We start from the raw sequence: 15,903 nt of genomic DNA on the forward strand, positions 1-15,903 counted from the left end.
GCCGGCCCAGGCTCGCCCAGGCCGGCCGTGGTTCATGCAGCTTCAGGCACTACCAAGGGGGCCGTTTCGGCTTTCTTGAGCAGCGCGTACACCACTGCGGTCAGCAGGCTGCCCGCCACGATTGCCAGCAGGTACAGCAGGGCGTGGTTGATAGCGTTGGGAATCAACAACACGAACAAACCGCCATGCGGCGCTACCAACTTGCAACCGAAATACATCGACAGCGCGCCGGTAAGCGCCCCGCCCAGCATCGAAGCCGGGATAACCCGCAGCGGGTCCTTGGCGGCAAACGGGATGGCGCCTTCGGAAATGAAGCACAGCCCCAGAATAACCGCCGCTTTGCCCGCCTCCCGTTCAGCCTGGGCGAACTTGCTGCGCGCCAGCAGGCTGGCAAGGCCCAGGCCAATCGGTGGCACCATCCCGGCGGCCATGGTCGCTGCCATCGGGCCGGTGGTCTGCCCGGCCAGCAGCCCCACGGAGAATGCATACGCGGCCTTGTTGATCGGGCCGCCGAGGTCGACGCACATCATCCCGCCCAGCAGAATGCCCAGCAGCACCGCGTTGGTGGTGCCCATGCTGTTGAGGAAGTCTGTGAGGGCATGGAGCATACCGGCCACCGGCGCGCCCACCACGTAGATCATGACCAGGCCGGTAAACAGGCTCGCTAGCAAGGGGATGATCAAGATGGGCTTGAGCGATTCCAAACTGGCCGGCAAGCGCGCCGCCCGGGTGATCCCCTTGGCGCTGTACCCGGCAATAAAGCCCGCCAGGATGCCGCCGATGAAGCCAGCGCCGAGCGTGCTCGCCAACAGCCCACCGATCAGGCCTGGGGCAAGGCCGGGGCGGTCCGCAATGGACCATGCAATGTAGCCCGCCAGCAACGGCACCATGAGGGTGAACGCGGCATCGCCGATCTGTTTCAGGGCTGCCGGAAGCGTACCCGGCTGCTTGAAGGCCTCGATCCCGAACACGAACGACAGCGCGATCAACAGGCCACCGGCCACCACCATCGGCAGCATGAACGACACGCCCGTGAGCAGGTGTTTGTACACGCCGCGTTTTTCCTGGCTGGCAGGCGCGGCGCCACCGGCCGCTGCGGTACCTTCCACCCGCGCTTCGGCCAGGGCCTTGTCCAGCATGGCCTTGGATTGCTTGAGAGCGATACCGGTACCACAGCGGAAAATCCGTTTGCCGGCGAAGCGCTCCGTGGCCACCTCGATATCACAGGCCAACAGCACCACGTCCGCCGCCGCTATATCCTCGGCGCTGAGCGGGTTACGCGCGCCCACCGAGCCTTGGGTTTCAACCTTCAGCGAATAGCCCAGCTGCGTTGCCGCCTGTTGCAGCGCCTCGGCGGCCATGAACGTATGCGCTACACCGGTAGGGCACGCGGTGATCGCGACCAGCCGAGGCTGCTCGGTAGCACTGGCCGCAGGGGCTTCGGCGCCGGGCTCATAGGGCCTCGCCTCGGCCATTGCACGGTCGAGGAAGGCGTCCACATTGCCCAGCGCTTCGGCCGGCGTGCTTTGAAATACGCGTTTGCCGCGCAGTCGGGCGAGGTCCACCGGGCCGGTATTCACCACCAGCACCCAGTCCGCTTCCTCGATGTTGAGCGGCGAAAGGTGCCGTTCCGGATGCTGCGGATCGTAGATTTCCACGCAGGTGCTCCAGCCCCTGCGCTGGGCAGCGCCATCGAGCAGGCGGGCGCTGAGCACGCTGGAAATACGCCCGTTCGGGCAGGCGGTGATAATGGCGAGCTTCATGGCGACACCTCCTCGACAGTTGCCAGGGGGCGAACGCTCACCCCGCTTTCCAGCCCGGCCAACGCCGCACGGTCAGCAATGCCGAACCCGATCTGGGTCACGGCCATGGCGGCAATGGCGGTAGCGGTGCGCAGCGTGTTCTCTGCGCTGGCCTCGGTCAGCAGGCCATGGACCATCCCCGCCAGCAGCGAATCCCCGGCCCCTACCGTGCTCGCTACCGCCACCGTGGGTGGCAAGGCATGCAGGGCAAGGCCGGGCCGGAACCAGCTCACGCCTTGGGCGCCCTGGGAAATCACCACGTGCTCGATACCTCGGGCATGCAGCGCCTTGGCGGCAGTGCCCTGATGGGCGAGGTTTTCGACGCAGGCGCCAAGCGCTTCGGCCAGCTCGTCCGTGTTGGGTTTGACCAGCCAGGGCTGGCAGGCCAGGCCGGCCTTCAGCGCGGCGCCGCTGGTGTCCAGCGCTACCCGGATATTCAGCCCGCGCAAAGTGTCGAGCAGTTGCTGCAACCATTGCACGCTCACGCCGCGCGGCAGGCTGCCGGCCACGATCGCCAGATCATGCCCTTTGGCAATATCGGGCAACCGTGCCAGCAGGTGCGCCTGGGCGTCGGCGGATACCTCCGGGCCGGTGCCGTTCACATCGGTCACGCGCCCGTCACGCTCGGCCAGCTTGATGTTGCGACGGGTTTCGCCGGGCACTCGAACGAAGGCATCGGTGAAACCGCGCTCGCGGAACAGCGTTTCGAAGCGTGCGCTGTTGTCATCGCCCAGAAAGCCGGTCACGGTGAGTTCATGGCCGAGGTCCGCCAGTACCTGTGCCACGTTCAGGCCTTTGCCGGCAGCGTGCACATGCAGTGCGTCGCCACGGTTCACCTCGCCGACTCGCAGGGTGGCCAACTCCACCGTGAGGTCCAGGGCGGGGTTGAGGGTAATCGTCAGTATCCTTGCCATCATGCATTCTCCACCAGGGCACGTACGTCGCCCGCGCTCGCGGCTGTCAGTGCCTGCCGCGCCAGCGCTTGGGCCTTGGTCAGGGTCAGGGCCCGTACGCCCGCCTTCACTTCGGCGATGCTGCGCGCCGACACGCTTAACTCGTCCACGCCAAGCCCCACCAGCAGCGGTACCGCCACGGGGTCGGCGGCCAGCTCGCCGCACACGCCTACCCACTTGCCATGGGCATGGGCGGCGCGCACGGTAATGTCGATCAGTTGCAACACGGCAGGGTGCAGCCCATCCGCCTGGGCAGACAGCGTAGGGTGGCCGCGGTCCATGGCCAGGGTGTATTGGGTAAGGTCATTGGTACCAATGCTGAAGAAGTCCACTTCCGTGGCCAGCACGGGCGCCAATAGCGCGGCCGAAGGCACTTCGATCATGATGCCCACCTGCAAATCCTCGACCGGATGTTCGAGGCGCAGGCGCTCCACCATGGCCCGCCCCTGGCGCCACTCTTCAGTGGTGGCCACCATCGGGAACATGATGCGCAGCGGGCGGCCTTGCCCGGCCTGCAGCAGGGCACGCAGTTGTGTTTCCATCACATCCGGGCGTTGCAACGTGAGGCGTATGCCGCGCACGCCCAGGAAGGGGTTTTCTTCCGGCGCGATAGGCCAGTAAGGCAACGGCTTGTCGCCGCCTACGTCCAGGGTGCGCACCACCAGCGGGCGCCCTTCCAGGCCTTCGAGCACGCGCAGGTATTCGGCGCGCTGAGTCGCTTCGTCCGGCGCTTGCGGGTGCGCCATGAAAATCAGCTCGGTGCGCAGCAGGCCAATACCTTCCGCCCCCTGCTCCACCGCCTTGGCCACGGCTGACGCCTCGCCAATGTTGGCGAACACTTCCACGGCATGGCCGTCCTGCGTGACCGCCGGTTCATGCCGGCGCTCGGCCGCCGCCGCCAACCGGGCAGCACGTTCGTCACGCTCGGTACGGGCACGCACCAACACCGCTTCGGCCGGGGCCACGGTCGCCAGGCCGCGCTGGCCGTCAAGCAATAGCGTGGTGCCCGGGGCGATGCGCAGTACGGTTTCGCCCGCACCCACCACCGCGGGAATGCCCAGGGCGCGGGCAACAATGGCGCTATGGGCGGTCGCGCCGCCACGGGCGGTGAGGATGCCCGCCACTCGGGCAGGGTCCAGGCGGGCGACGTCGGATGGCCCTACTTCGTCCATCACCAACACATACGGCTCATCCGGGGCCCGGCGGGCTTCTACTCCGCACAACTGGGCGAGTACCCGCCGGCCGATGTCGCGCAGGTCGGCGGCGCGCTCGGCCAGCAACGCATCGTGCAGGGCCTCCTGGCGCTTGGCGGCCGTTTCGATCACGGTTACCCACGCGGCCTCGGCGCTGTCCCCCTGGCGCAAGCGCTGGGCAACCTCCTCAGTCAGGGCCGGGTCATCGAGCATTTCCAGGTGGGTAATAAAAATATCGCGGATCGACTGCGCCGTGCCGCGCTCAACCAGCTGTTGAATGTCTGTACGCACCGCGCCGACAGCGCCTTCCAGCCGCTGCTGTTCAGCGGCCGGGGAAGCGCCGCGGGGTGCATAATCAAAGTGTTGTGGCACGTCCACGTGGGCGGGACCGATGGCGATGCCGGGCGCCGCCGCTACGGCGCGGAGGATAGAGCCCGCCGCAGGGGCGGGAACATCGACGCGCACACTCGGGGCTGCTTCCAGCGCGTCGGGCGTGGCGACCGGCAAGGGTTCCACCTCTTCACCCAGCCCTTGCTCGATGGCTGCCAACAACGCAGGCAAGGCATCGGCGGCAATGGAAGGTTCGGCCGCCAGTTCGAGTACCTGCCCGCGACGCGCGCCCAGGCTCAGCAGGCGGCTAAGGCTTTTGGCCGACACAGCCGCTTCGCCACTGCCCACCAGGCGCACGTGTATTTCGCCTTCGAAGCCTTTGGCCAACTGTGCGAGTTCTTTTGCGGGGCGCGCGTGCAGGCCATGGGCATTGGCCAGGGTTACCTGCACGCTGGGCCAATCCGGTGGAACATCGCCGCCCAACACTTCGAGCACCGCGCGGCTGTTGGCGGCATGGAAAAGCTCTTCACCTCTACCGGCAATCAACAGGGCACACAGCCGCTCAAGCAGCGCCTCATGGGCCTCACCCAGGCTGGCGAGGCAGAACAACCCATTCACCGGTTGCCCTTCGTAGGCCAGCGGCCGCTCCGGGGTTACAAAGGCAAGGCCGGGGCGGCTCACACCTTGCTCACTGTGCAACCACCACAGGCCCTCGCCCAGCGGCAAAGGCGCCAGCTGCTGCAGCACGCCGGCAAAGCCTGAGCTCACGCAATCGGCCTGGCGAAGCAAGCGAGCGCCGCGCCATACCAGCTCTTCGAAATCCTCGACGGGCACGCTCAGCCCTACCATCTGGGCATCCAGGGCCAGGGCCTGGGGCGCGCCCTGCAGCAGTTTGAGCAGCGCTTCAGGCGTGCTCGCACGCCGCAGCGCCTCACCCAGGTCGGTTTCACCCAGCGCGCGGGTCAGCAACTGCAGCAGGCGCAGGTGTTCATCCGACTTGGCCGCGATACCGATCGCCAGGTACACCTGCTGGCCGTCGCCCCAATCCACCCCTTCGGGGAACTGCAACAGGCGCACGCCGGTGGTGAATACCTGATCACGCGTGGCGGGGGTGCCATGGGGAATGGCGATGCCTTGGCCCAGGTAGGTCGACCCTTGCGCCTCCCGGTCTTGCAGGCCTTGCAGGTAACCTTCAGCAACCAGCCCATCGGCGACCAGCCGCTCGGCCAGCAGGCGCAACGCGGCAGGTTTATCGGCGGCAGCCTGCCCCATGGAAATCTGCTCTGAGGTGAGCTCGAGCATGCCTGACTCCTTTCATGCGCCGCTGGACGGGCGCTCAGGTATTGTTGTGAGTGTTTCAGTTCGCGAGGCTATTCTCATTGGTGAGCAATGCCCCGCCCTACCGCTGCGGCGTGCCGCTAAAGTTGAGACCCGCAGGACAGCATTTCATCGCGGACGCTCAAGCTGAAACGTTTAATCTATCAAGCAGCGAACGTTACTCGAATTCGCGCAGCAATGGAAAGCCCGCCGTCGGGCAGTATCGAATACGTGGCCCTGCCGCTCTGGCCCAGGATCAGCGACAATGCGGTCTGGCTCTGGCTTTTGAGCACAGGGGTGCCGGGGCCGTCATACAAGGAACCTTTGCTTGAAACTCAGCGATATTGCTCGGCTGGCCGGGGTCTCGGTGACCACCGCAAGCTACGTCATAAACGGCAAGGCTGTGCAGCAGCGCATCAGCCAGACAACCGTTGCCCGGGTACGCGCCGTCGTGGATGAGCACGGCTTCACACCCAACCCGCAAGCCGCCGGCCTGCGTAGCCAACGCACGCGCACGCTGGGCTTCATCCTGCCAGACCTCGAGAACCCCAGCTATGCACGCATTGCCAAGATTCTGGAGCAACAGGCGCGTGCCCGTGGCTATCAGTTGCTGATTGCCAGCTCTGACGATGACCCGGACAGCGAGCGCCAGCTGCAGAAGCTGTTCCGCGCGCGCCGTTGCGACGCCTTGTTCGTGGCCAGTTGCCTGCCGGCCAACGATGGCTGCTACCGGGAAATTCAAAGCCGCGGCACCCCGGTGATTGCCATCGACCGGCAGATGGACCCCGCCCAGTTCTGCTCGGTGATCAGTGATGATCGCGAAGCTTCGCGCCTGCTCACCGCCAGCCTGCTCAAGCCTGCGCCCAGGCATATCGCGTTGATTGGCGCGCGGCCGGAGCTGAGCATCAGCGAGGAGCGCGCGGGTGGGTTCAGGGAGGCGCTGGCCGACTTTTCGGGCAAGGTGCTGGTGCGTGAGGGCGAAGCCTTCAGCCGGGAATGCGGGCAGCGCCTGATGAACGAACTGATCGCTGAGCTCGGCGGCCTGCCGGACGCCTTGGTGACCACCTCGTATGTGTTGCTTCAGGGGGTGTTCGATGTTCTGAAAGAGCGAGCCCCCGCCGAGCGCGCGTTGCGCCTGGGCACCTTCGGTGACACTCAGTTGCTGGATTTTCTGCCGCTGCCGATCAATGCCATGGCCCAACAGCACGAACTGATCGCCACCCGTGCATTGGACGTCGCGCTTACGGCACTGGAAGAAAAGCAGTATCGGCCCGGCTTGCACGCCATTCCTCGTACCTTCAAAAAACGCATCGACGAGTAGCCTGTGAACCTGGTGGACACTCACACGCATCTGGATTTTCCGGATTTCGACGCCGACCGTGGCGCGCTGCTGGATGCCGCGCAAGCGGCGGGCGTGCAGCGGGTGGTGGTGCTAGGGGTTCATCGCGCCAACTGGGACCGGGTATGGAACATGGCAACGCAAGACCCACGCTTGTATGCGGCGCTGGGGCTGCACCCGGTATTTCTCGATGAACATACCCAAGCGCATGTGGATGAATTGCGAGCATGGCTTGAGCGGCTCGCCGGGCACCCGCGGCTATGTGCGTTGGGGGAGTTCGGGCTGGATTATTACCTCAAACACCTGGACCGCGAACGCCAGCAATGGCTGTTCGAGGCGCAACTGCAGATGGCGGTGGATTTCAACCTGCCAGTGCTGCTTCACGTTCGGCACTGCCACGCGGCGGTGATCGCCACGCTCAAGCGCTACAAGCTGCCCCGGCGCGGTGTGATACATGCGTTCGCTGGCAGTTGGGAAGAGGCCAGGGAGTACCTCAAGCTGGGATTCAAGCTGGGGCTTGGCGGCGCGCCTACCTGGCCCCAGGCGTTGCGCCTGCGCAAGGTAGTGCCCCGGTTACCGCTGGACAGCATCGTGCTGGAAACCGACGCCCCCGACATGGCGCCAAGCATGCACGCCGGTGTGCGGAACAGCCCGGTGCATTTGCCGGACATCTGTCGGGCGCTCGCCGAATTGCTCGGGATCAGCCCTGAACAATTGGCCGACGCCAGCAGCCGCAACGCTTATGAAGTGTTGGGCTGGGCGCGGTAGGGTTCTACCCCCGATACAACAACGTCCACAGCGCAAACAGCGCGTACCACAACACCGCCGCCCGCTGCAGCAAGGCCCAGAGCGCATCAAGGCCGGCCACCGGCTCGGCGTCGCTGGCGGGCGTAGCGAGGTCTGCGGCCAACCGGCCGGTGTGCGCCACAAACCTAGAGGCCGCGCCGTGCCAGTCCAATAGCTCATGGAGCATCCAGCGGCACACCGCTACAAAGTTGCCCACCAGCGCGAAGCTTGCGGCCAACAGGCGGGCCGGAAGCCAGTCCAGGGCATGCCGCAGCAACCGGGCCCGCTCTGTCAGGGCCGGCGTTTCGCTGTGCTCGGCAACCAGTGCCGTCAGCCGATACGCCAATGCAAGCGCAGGCCCGAGCAGGCTGTACCAGAACACCACCGCGAAGAAGCTTTGAAACGCCTGCCACAGCAGCCATCCCTCCACCTGCTCGGTCAGCCCCTGCGGGCTTTGCGCGCTTACGCCCAGATCACGTTCGGCCACATGCAAGGCCGCCTGGGCGTCGCCGCGGCGCCAGGCGTCACGCAGCGGCCCCATGGCGGCCTTGGGCTCACCCCGGCCCAAGCTGTAAAGCAGCACCAGCAAGTGCACCGGCAATGCCAGCCAGCCATAAGCAATCATGCTGAGCGCCCACAGCAACACGGCTATCAACGCCACTGGCAGGCCTACCAGCAATGCCAGCAGCCACCAAGGCCGTTGCTCAGCCTTTGGCTGGCGTTCCCGTGCTTTCAGTTCCCTGATCAGCCAGCCATCACGCTGAATGCGCGAGCGCCAGGCAGAAAACTTCTCGACCCATACAACGATCAGCAACACCAGAAAGCTCACGCGCGCCCCTCCTCGACAGGTGACAGGCTGGAAAGGTAACGGGGCCAGTCGAAAGCCGGCCCCGGGTCGGTCTTGCGCCCCGGCGCGATGTGGCAGTGGCCCTGGATACGCGAAGGCAGGATGGCCGGGTACACACTCAGCAACTGCTCGCTCAGGTGTCGCAGGCTGGCGTATTGGGCATCGGTATAGGGCTGTTCGTCCGTGCCTTCGAGTTCGATCCCCAAGGAAAAATCGTTGCAGCCCTCGCGGCCGTCGAACGTCGACACGCCCGCATGCCAGGCGCGGTCACGGCACGAGACGAACTGCGTGATCGCACCGCAGCGCTCGATCAAAAAGTGGGCCGAGACCGTCATGGCGGCGATGCTTTCGAAATAGGGATGCTCGGTAGGGTTTAGCTGGTTCTGGAAGAACTCGACCACCTTGCCCGTGCCAAACTGCCCCGGCGGCAAGCTGATGTTGTGGATGACCAGCAGCGACACTTCATCGCAGGGCCGCGTATTGAAGTTGGGCGAGGGGCAACGGCGCACGCCATCGCACCACCCGGTGACGGGATCCAGACGGACCTCATCGAGGCGCATAAGGGTTCCTTGCAGGGCTTGGTTCAGGCGCGCAGTATGCCTTGTTCGGGCAACGAACGCAGCGCGCCGACCAGCCGGGGCATCAACTTTTAAGCTGACGCAGCTTCCCTACCACGGCATCCAGGGCGCGATCGAAGAGCAGGTTGTCATCGAGCACGCGAATGCGGCCTTGCTGGAACTCCAGCGCCAGCCCCATGCGGGTCTTTTCCAGCACCTTCATACCGGTGCGGTTGACGAACACATACTTGCCCGTGCTTTCGATGATTGCCGTGAGCTTGCAGCGCAGGCGGGCATCGTCCTCTTCTTCCAGCTCTACCCACAGGCCCGGCCGCAGCGCGTCTACCTGTTGCAGCGCCGGGTCACCCTCGGCTACTTGCGTGTCCACCTCCCGAGGGGCGGAAGGCTCACTGCCCCCCAGCACGATCTCGTCCACCACTTGCACCATGGACGGATCGTTGGCCGGGTCCGGCAGGCTGGCGCCGAGCGTCTCGCGCTGGAACGCCTGTACATGGAGGCTTTCGAGCTGACTGAAAAACTGGCTGGTGGCAAAGGGGTCGAACGCCGAGCTGGTAAGGCCTTCACGCAGCGACTTGAGCAGCCCCGGCACCAGCTCCAGCAAGCGCAGGCGGCTCTGGGGGTCGTCGTGAGGTGCCACGCTCCAGATAAGTTGGTCCATGGTGGCCAGGCCAGCTTTCCATTCTTCCGAATCCGCCCCGTGCTTGAGCCAGGTCAGCAGCAGGAACTTGCTCCACGCCTCTTCCAGCAAGCTCACCACCATCTGCGGCAGGGTCTTGCCCATCAGCCGGCGGTTCAATTCGTGTTGCACCTGCATCCGGGCCATTTCGGCTCTCGCCCTGCCTTCCTCGGCATCGCGAGTGCGCTGCTCCAGCAACTCGCTGCGGCGGCGCTCTTCGCCGGTAAACGCAAGGAAGTCCACCAGCAGCTCGGAGAACAGCGCCGGGTCGTCGACAAAATCGTTGAGCAGGCGCTGCACAATCTGCTCGATGCGGGCATGCAGTGCATCGCGCTGGGATTCGTCCCGGGTACTCCAGCCCATGGCGGCACTGGCGATCTCGTTCAGCAAGCGCCTTGCCGGGTGAGCACCACGGCTGAAGAAGCTTTTGTCGAGCACCGCTACCTTGAGCATGGGGATTTGCAGGCGGCCGATCAGGGCTTTGAGCGAATCCGGCAGGTTACGGTCGTCGAGAATGAACTCGAACAACATTGCTACCAGATTGATGACGTCCTCATCCACGCCCCCAACCACGCGGAACTTGCCGCTTTTAACACTTACCCGCGTAAGCAGCTGCTCCAACTGGTAGCGCAGGTCGTAGTCTTCATGGCTGGTGGGGTGCGTAGGCACGTATTGCTGCAAGTGCGACAGCAGGCGAAGCAGGTCGTTGGTGGAGATGGGCTGCGCCTCTACCGGGGTATCGAGCTTGGGAGCGACGCTGCCGCGCACAGCGTGCAGCAGGTCCTGAAGGGCAGAAAACACCTCCCGAACGCTCTCATCCAGCGGCGCCTGGGTGTGCGCGGGCTGGCGGCCGACTGGAGCGTGGGGCGATGCATCCGCCTCCCGCTTTCGAGCACTGGCCGGGCGGTCTTCGGCGCGGCGGCTGGGTGCGGCCTTGAGCTCTGGAAGAATGCCCGTGGCGATCAGCAACTGGTTGGCGTCGGCGTAGAGATGATCGGTGTCGCTGAGCACGTACTTGTCGAACAGCTTGAGAATGATCAGCTTGACCTTTATTTCCACGCCCAGGCTACGCCCGGCCTGCAGGAAAAAGTCACACAACATGGCAGGGCCCAGCGGGTTGCTCTCGTCGTTCAGCTTGCGTGGCACCAGGGTATTCAGGCGAGTAGTGAGCTGGCCGAGGGCCAGGCCATCGCGGGCCAATACCTTGCCCACCATGGCATCCAGCGCCACCGTGCGCTCCAGTTCGTCGTGGGGGACCAGCGCCAGCTTGTCATAGGCCACTGTGGGCGAAGGCATGTCCCCTACTTCGTACTGGCCGATGCGCACGAACGATTCATAGAATTTTTCCAGAAACCCGCGCTCAATATTCTTGCGCTTGAGACGAAGGTCACGCATGGCTTCGAAAAAGGTGTTCTGGTCCACGTTGTTCTGGGCCTTGTCCGCCATTTCGAACAAGGTGTCATCCGCGTTATCGAACAACGCCTGCAGGCCGTCCTTGAGTTGCTGCGCGGCTTTATCGCGCACCTGCAACAATACGACCGGCAAGCGGGCAAGAGGGGTTACCGCCGCCTGGTCGGCAGGTACCTTGAGGGGTACCACTTTGCCATCTGTGGGCATGGCGGGCTCCTGGTAAGAAAGGTCGGGCACTCGATATACAAAATTGTCCAACGCACTGCCCCTGGCAGACTCATTGCGGCGTGGCTGTAAAGAAAGATGCCTGCCGAACTCAGCTACCACGAGCATGAAGCGCCAAAGTTGTGACGTCAATTACCAGACGTGCTGCGTTGTGAACTAGATCCCGAATGCCGAAGAGGGCGCTGATTCAACAATGGCTCAATGACGCATAGACCGCGCTGAATGGGAAAAGCTCCCAGCCACCTCCTAAAAAAACCAAATTGCCGCTCCGCCTGCTTGCGGGGTACGCAGCAGCAAGGCACTGCCCTATAATCGCCCCCGAATTTGCCCCCGGAGTGTTTCATGCCGAACGTACGGATCGCTGACCTGGTTGCGGAAATCGAAGCCAATGTGCGGCGAGCACTGCTTGAAGACGTAGGTGCCGGCGACATCACCGCGCAGCTGATTCCCGCCGAGCGCCTGGCACGTGCCAGCGTGATCACTCGCGAGGCCTGCACGGTAGCCGGTACGGCTTGGGTCGATGCGGTGTTTCGCCAACTGGACCCGCGCGTTGCGGTGCACTGGCAAGTAGTCGACGGCGACCGCGCCCTGCCGGGCCAAGTGTTGTTCAGTGTAGAAGGCCCTGCCCGTTCGTTGCTGACCGGCGAGCGCTCGGCGCTGAACTTCCTTCAGTTGCTGTCTGGCGTGGCTACGCGCGCACGGCACTATGCCGATCAGGTCGCTCACACGCAGGTGCGCCTGCTCGACACACGCAAAACCCTGCCTGGGTTGCGCCTGGCGCAAAAGTACGCCATCACGTGTGGCGGCTGTGATAACCACCGGATCGGCCTCTATGATGCTTTCCTCATCAAGGAAAACCACATTGCCGCCTGTGGCGGTATTGCTGCCGCCATCACCGCCGCCCGTGGCATTGCGCCAGGCAAGCCGGTTGAGGTCGAGGTAGAAAGCCTCGATGAGCTGAACCAGGCGTTGGCGGGCGGCGCGGACATCATCATGCTCGATGAGCTGAGCCTGGCCGACATGCGCGAGGCCGTGCGCATTGTCGCAGGCAAGGCCAAACTTGAAGCCAGCGGCGGCATCAACGACAGCACGCTGCGTGAGGTGGCGGAAACGGGGGTGGACTACATCTCCATCGGTACCCTCACCAAGGATGTGAAGGCGGTCGACCTGTCGATGCGCCTGAGCCTGTAAGCGGCCCCGGCCGCGTTTTCTTTCCCATCGATAAGGGTGCTATGGACATCGGGCCACGACTGAAAATGGTGCGTGAACGCCACCAGCTCTCCCAGCGAGAACTGGCCCGGCGCAGCGGCGTTACCAACGCCACGATTTCGCTGATCGAACAGAACCGCGTCAGCCCTTCGGTCAGCTCGCTGAAAAAGCTGCTTGAAGGCATTCCCATGTCGCTGGCGGACTTCTTCACGGCCGATGAAGTGCCTGTGGAAAACCCGCATATCTTCCGTGCAGCTACCCAGCCAGACCTCGGCCGTCACGGCGTACGCCTGCTGCTGGTGGGTGCAACCGTGAAAAATCGGGAAATGCGCATGCTGCGCGAACTGTACGCGCCTGGCGCAGACAGCGGCGAGCCCATCGTTCACCCCGAGGGGGAGGAATGCGGGCTGGTAACGCGAGGCACCATCGAACTCACCATCAATGGCGAGGTGAGCATTCTGCAGCCGGGGGATGGTTACTACTTCCCTACCACCCTGCCGCACAGCTTCAAGAACATCGGGCCGGACGAAGCCGAGATCATCAGCGCCAATACCCCGGCCAACTTCTGAGCGTGGCCGCGGGTCAGAAGTTGGCCAGCGGCAACCGGCCGATTTCCGGCTTCGCAAACAGGTAGCCCTGCATCAATTCGATACCCAGGCCGAGCAAGGTGTCGCGCTCGGCTTCGGTTTCCACGCCTTCGGCCACGATGCGGATATTCAGCTTGGCTGCGGCGAGAATGATCCCCGCAACGATGGCCTGCCGGACCACGTCGGTATCGATGCTGCGTGTGAGCACCATGTCCAGCTTGATCACGTGAGGCTGGAAAGTCGCCAGCAGGTTCAGGCCAGAATACCCCGAGCCGAAATCGTCGATGGCCGTGGTAAAGCCCTGGCGTTCGTACTCTGCGAAAATCCCCTTCAGGTGGTCAGGCTCCTCCACCCGCTCACCTTCCATCACCTCGAACATCAACCTGTTCAACGGGAAGCCGAACTGGCGCGAGGCCTCTACCGTGGCGCGGATGCAGGTTTCCGGGCGGTACACGGCGTTGGGGAAGAAATTGATGCTCAGCTTGCAATCGGGCAAATCCTGCAAGCGCAAGCTGGCCGCCTGTTCGATGGCCTTGATCCGACATGCCTGGTCGAACCGATAAAGGTTAGTGTCGTTCACCTGCGCCAGTATTTGCCCTGCGCCTTCGCCCCGCACGCCGCGAACCAGGGCTTCGTAGGCAAACGGGACCCCGCGGGGAACGTCCAGAATGGGCTGAAACGCCATGGTGAACTCGAAATCGAGCTTCTCGAGCGCACGACATTGTGCGCACCCGACCGGCACGAAAGGCTGTTCGAATAGGGGCCTGGCCATATGTTCCTCCAGATACAATCGTTCAATAGTGTCACTTAGGCATCATCTTGGCGAGCCCCTAGGGCGCTAAAAGCTTGCCCGCCTGCGTTCAGCTTTCTCGGCCGCAGCCGCGAGTTCTTGCATGCCGCCCGACAGGCGGGGGCTGTCGTATTAAAGCGAAACATCCTGTGGCCGATGTGGATAGCGAGGGACAAGGAGGGTCCGACTACACGAAACCGGCCCATGCTCCGCGCGAGAAACCACCATGTCTTTGAAGACCTCCCTGAAGGCCCAAATGTTGCTGCTGATTGGCAGCAGTTTGTTAGCGATCCTGTTGATTGCGTTGGGCTGTTTCCAATTCCTGTCTCACGCCGTACAGGATTACCGCGCCCTGGTGGATGGCCCCGTGCGGGCCGCCCAGCTTGTGGAAGAAACCAACCTGCAGTTCAAGGTGCAGGTGCAGGAATGGAAAAACGTACTGCTGCGCGGCAAGCAACCGGCTGACCTGGCCAAGTACTGGGGGCAGTTCGAGGACCGGGACCGGGCCGTGCAGGGGTTGCTCGCCGAGCTGATCGCCGAACCCGCTATGCCAGCAGCGTTGAAGCAGCGCGCCACCCAGGTGCGCGACGGCCACCAGGCGTTGTTAGCGGCCTACAGCAAAGGCCGCGATGCGTTTGTTGCCACGGGCGCCGACCCCGTAGCCGGCGACCGCGCCGTGCAAGGGATCGACCGGGCACTCACCGATCAGCTCAGCCAACTGGCAGAAGACATGAGCAAGGATGCCCGCACCCAAGCCACAGTCATCAGTGCCCGGGCCGAGCAAATCCTCTGGCTTGGCCTGACGATTCTTGTTGTGTCCACGCTGTTGGTCGCCTGCCTGAGCCTGTGGCTGGTGACCCGTCGGCTGGTAGCGCCGGTTACCCGGCTGATTGCATACGTAGCCGACCTGAGCAAAGGCAAATTCGCGGAACGCGTTCATAACGACCGCCAGGATGAACTGGGCCAGCTGGCGATCGCCGCCAACACTTTGCGCGATTTCCTCGATGAAACGTTTACCCGGCTCAAGCGCAACGCCAGCGAGCTCGACGGCGCCAGCTCCGCGCTCCACCAGATCGCCCGGCAGATGGCCGCCGGCACCGAGGAGCAATTCACCCGTACCGACCAGGTCGCCACGGCCATGCATGAGATGTCCGCCACCGCCCAGGAAGTGGCCCACCATGCGCAGGAAGCCGCTCGGGCGGCGGAAGATGCGGACCACTCCGCTCATCAGGGCGGCGAGGTGATGCAGGCGACCATCGAGGCGATCGACCATATGCGGCTGGAAATCGAAACCACGGCGTCGGTGATCCGCAAGCTGGAAAACGACAGCGGCCGCGTGGGCAAGGTGCTTGAGGTGATTCGCGGTATCGCTGAACAAACCAACTTGTTGGCGTTGAACGCGGCGATCGAAGCGGCGCGCGCCGGAGAAGCCGGGCGCGGCTTCGCGGTGGTGGCGGACGAAGTGCGCAGCCTGGCCCAGCGTACGTCCTCGTCGATCAGCGAGATCAACCAGATTATCGATGCCGTTCAACTGGGTACCACCGATGCGGCGCGGGCGATCGAGAGCGGCAAACAACGCAGCGAGCAAAGCGTGGAGCACGTGAACAAGACCGGCGCGATGCTGCAGCGTATTACCTCCGCCATCGAAGCGATCCGTGGCATGAACCAGCAGATTGCCACGGCTGCCGAGGAGCAGACCGCGGTGGCCGAGGATATCTCGCGCAACCTCACCGAGATCACGACCATCGCCGTGGCCAACCAGCAAAGCGTGCAGGATACGGAGGGCGCCAGTGGGCGGCTGCATGACTTGTCTGGGCAACTGAATGCCCTGACGGCACGCCTGGGTAATTGATCCCGGCCG

At 64.0% G+C, this 15,903-nt stretch carries 12 protein-coding genes and 1 pseudogene; 6 read left to right on the top strand and 7 right to left on the bottom strand.

The annotated features are described in order from the left end of the window. Positions 1-32 precede the first annotated feature (32 nt). Genes G7016_RS14795 through ptsP form a run of 3 tightly spaced genes read right to left on the bottom strand, consistent with a single transcriptional unit; the run spans position 33 to position 5,580 of the window. Positions 33-1,763 carry a PTS fructose-like transporter subunit IIB gene (locus tag G7016_RS14795; RefSeq protein WP_181115566.1) on the bottom strand — a complete coding sequence of 577 codons (1,731 nt, stop codon included), beginning with the start codon at positions 1,761-1,763 and terminating at the stop codon, positions 33-35. Beyond that, positions 1,760-2,716: a 1-phosphofructokinase gene (gene pfkB / locus G7016_RS14800; protein ID WP_181115763.1), complete on the bottom strand. Its 957-nt coding sequence runs from the start codon at positions 2,714-2,716 to the stop codon at positions 1,760-1,762. Before pfkB ends, G7016_RS14795 begins: the two co-directional genes overlap by 4 nt. Further along, on the bottom strand, positions 2,716-5,580 hold the full coding sequence (gene ptsP, locus G7016_RS14805) for a phosphoenolpyruvate--protein phosphotransferase (RefSeq protein ID WP_181115568.1): 2,865 nt from the start codon (positions 5,578-5,580) through the stop codon (positions 2,716-2,718). The genes pfkB and ptsP overlap by 1 nt, the downstream gene beginning before the upstream one ends. 343 nt (positions 5,581-5,923) lie before the next feature. On the opposite strand from ptsP, the gene cra reads away from it, so the two are divergent. Both cra and G7016_RS14815 read left to right on the top strand, forming a co-directional pair. Continuing rightward, complete coding sequence (gene cra / locus G7016_RS14810) at positions 5,924-6,916, top strand: catabolite repressor/activator (RefSeq protein WP_181115570.1); 993 nt, start codon at positions 5,924-5,926, stop codon at positions 6,914-6,916. A 3-nt stretch (positions 6,917-6,919) separates the two neighbouring features. After that, positions 6,920-7,702 (top strand): TatD family hydrolase, encoded by a 783-nt coding sequence (locus tag G7016_RS14815; RefSeq protein ID WP_181115571.1) that lies wholly within the window; start codon positions 6,920-6,922, stop codon positions 7,700-7,702. Positions 7,703-7,706: 4 nt separating this feature from the next. Here the strand turns inward: G7016_RS14815 and ampE are convergent, their stop codons facing one another. The 3 genes from ampE to G7016_RS14830 all read right to left on the bottom strand — a co-directional run bounded on the left by ampE (position 7,707) and on the right by G7016_RS14830 (position 11,438). Beyond that, the gene (gene ampE / locus G7016_RS14820) at positions 7,707-8,549 is read right to left on the bottom strand and encodes a regulatory signaling modulator protein AmpE (RefSeq protein ID WP_181115573.1); all 843 of its coding nucleotides are present in this window, start codon (positions 8,547-8,549) and stop codon (positions 7,707-7,709) included. Further along, the gene (ampD, locus tag G7016_RS14825) at positions 8,546-9,127 is read right to left on the bottom strand and encodes a 1,6-anhydro-N-acetylmuramyl-L-alanine amidase AmpD (RefSeq protein WP_181115575.1); all 582 of its coding nucleotides are present in this window, start codon (positions 9,125-9,127) and stop codon (positions 8,546-8,548) included. Before ampD ends, ampE begins: the two co-directional genes overlap by 4 nt. 82 nt (positions 9,128-9,209) lie before the next feature. After that, positions 9,210-11,438 carry a DUF1631 domain-containing protein gene (locus G7016_RS14830; RefSeq protein ID WP_181115577.1) on the bottom strand — a complete coding sequence of 743 codons (2,229 nt, stop codon included), beginning with the start codon at positions 11,436-11,438 and terminating at the stop codon, positions 9,210-9,212. Between the two features lie 360 nt (positions 11,439-11,798). Between G7016_RS14830 and nadC the strand changes: the two genes are divergently transcribed. Together nadC and G7016_RS14840 are read left to right on the top strand one after the other, a co-directional pair. After that, entirely contained in the window at positions 11,799-12,647 is an 849-nt protein-coding gene (gene nadC / locus G7016_RS14835) for a carboxylating nicotinate-nucleotide diphosphorylase (RefSeq protein ID WP_181115579.1), read from the top strand. Between the two features lie 41 nt (positions 12,648-12,688). Continuing rightward, positions 12,689-13,234 (top strand): cupin domain-containing protein, encoded by a 546-nt coding sequence (locus tag G7016_RS14840; RefSeq protein WP_181115581.1) that lies wholly within the window; start codon positions 12,689-12,691, stop codon positions 13,232-13,234. Between the two features lie 13 nt (positions 13,235-13,247). On the opposite strand, the gene G7016_RS14845 is transcribed toward G7016_RS14840, so the two are convergent. Beyond that, positions 13,248-14,024, bottom strand: a complete 777-nt coding sequence (locus G7016_RS14845) for an EAL domain-containing protein (protein ID WP_181115583.1) — start codon at positions 14,022-14,024, stop codon at positions 13,248-13,250. A 748-nt stretch (positions 14,025-14,772) separates the two neighbouring features. Between G7016_RS14845 and G7016_RS25585 the strand changes: the two are divergent. Then, positions 14,773-14,961 (top strand): annotated as a pseudogene (locus G7016_RS25585) (methyl-accepting chemotaxis protein); the annotation flags it as partial. A gap of 228 nt (positions 14,962-15,189) precedes the next feature. Further along, entirely contained in the window at positions 15,190-15,894 is a 705-nt protein-coding gene (locus G7016_RS25590; protein WP_375139699.1) for a methyl-accepting chemotaxis protein, read from the top strand. Positions 15,895-15,903: the final 9 nt, after the last annotated feature.

Source organism: Pseudomonas japonica (assembly GCF_013522925.1).
GTDB lineage: Bacteria > Pseudomonadota > Gammaproteobacteria > Pseudomonadales > Pseudomonadaceae > Aquipseudomonas > Aquipseudomonas japonica_A.

Excerpts from the sequence above, each read along its gene's own strand:
- G7016_RS14795 (WP_181115566.1), bottom strand. The coding sequence starts at position 1,763 with ATGAAGCTCGCCATTATCACCGCCTGCCCGAACGGGCGTATTTCCAGC.
- pfkB (WP_181115763.1), bottom strand. The coding sequence starts at position 2,716 with ATGGCAAGGATACTGACGATTACCCTCAACCCCGCCCTGGACCTCACG.
- ptsP (WP_181115568.1), bottom strand. The coding sequence starts at position 5,580 with ATGCTCGAGCTCACCTCAGAGCAGATTTCCATGGGGCAGGCTGCCGCC.
- ampD (WP_181115575.1), bottom strand. The coding sequence starts at position 9,127 with ATGCGCCTCGATGAGGTCCGTCTGGATCCCGTCACCGGGTGGTGCGAT.
- G7016_RS14830 (WP_181115577.1), bottom strand. The coding sequence starts at position 11,438 with ATGCCCACAGATGGCAAAGTGGTACCCCTCAAGGTACCTGCCGACCAG.
- nadC (WP_181115579.1), top strand. The coding sequence starts at position 11,799 with ATGCCGAACGTACGGATCGCTGACCTGGTTGCGGAAATCGAAGCCAAT.
- G7016_RS14840 (WP_181115581.1), top strand. The coding sequence starts at position 12,689 with ATGGACATCGGGCCACGACTGAAAATGGTGCGTGAACGCCACCAGCTC.
- G7016_RS14845 (WP_181115583.1), bottom strand. The coding sequence starts at position 14,024 with ATGGCCAGGCCCCTATTCGAACAGCCTTTCGTGCCGGTCGGGTGCGCA.
- G7016_RS25590 (WP_375139699.1), top strand. The coding sequence starts at position 15,190 with ATGTCCGCCACCGCCCAGGAAGTGGCCCACCATGCGCAGGAAGCCGCT.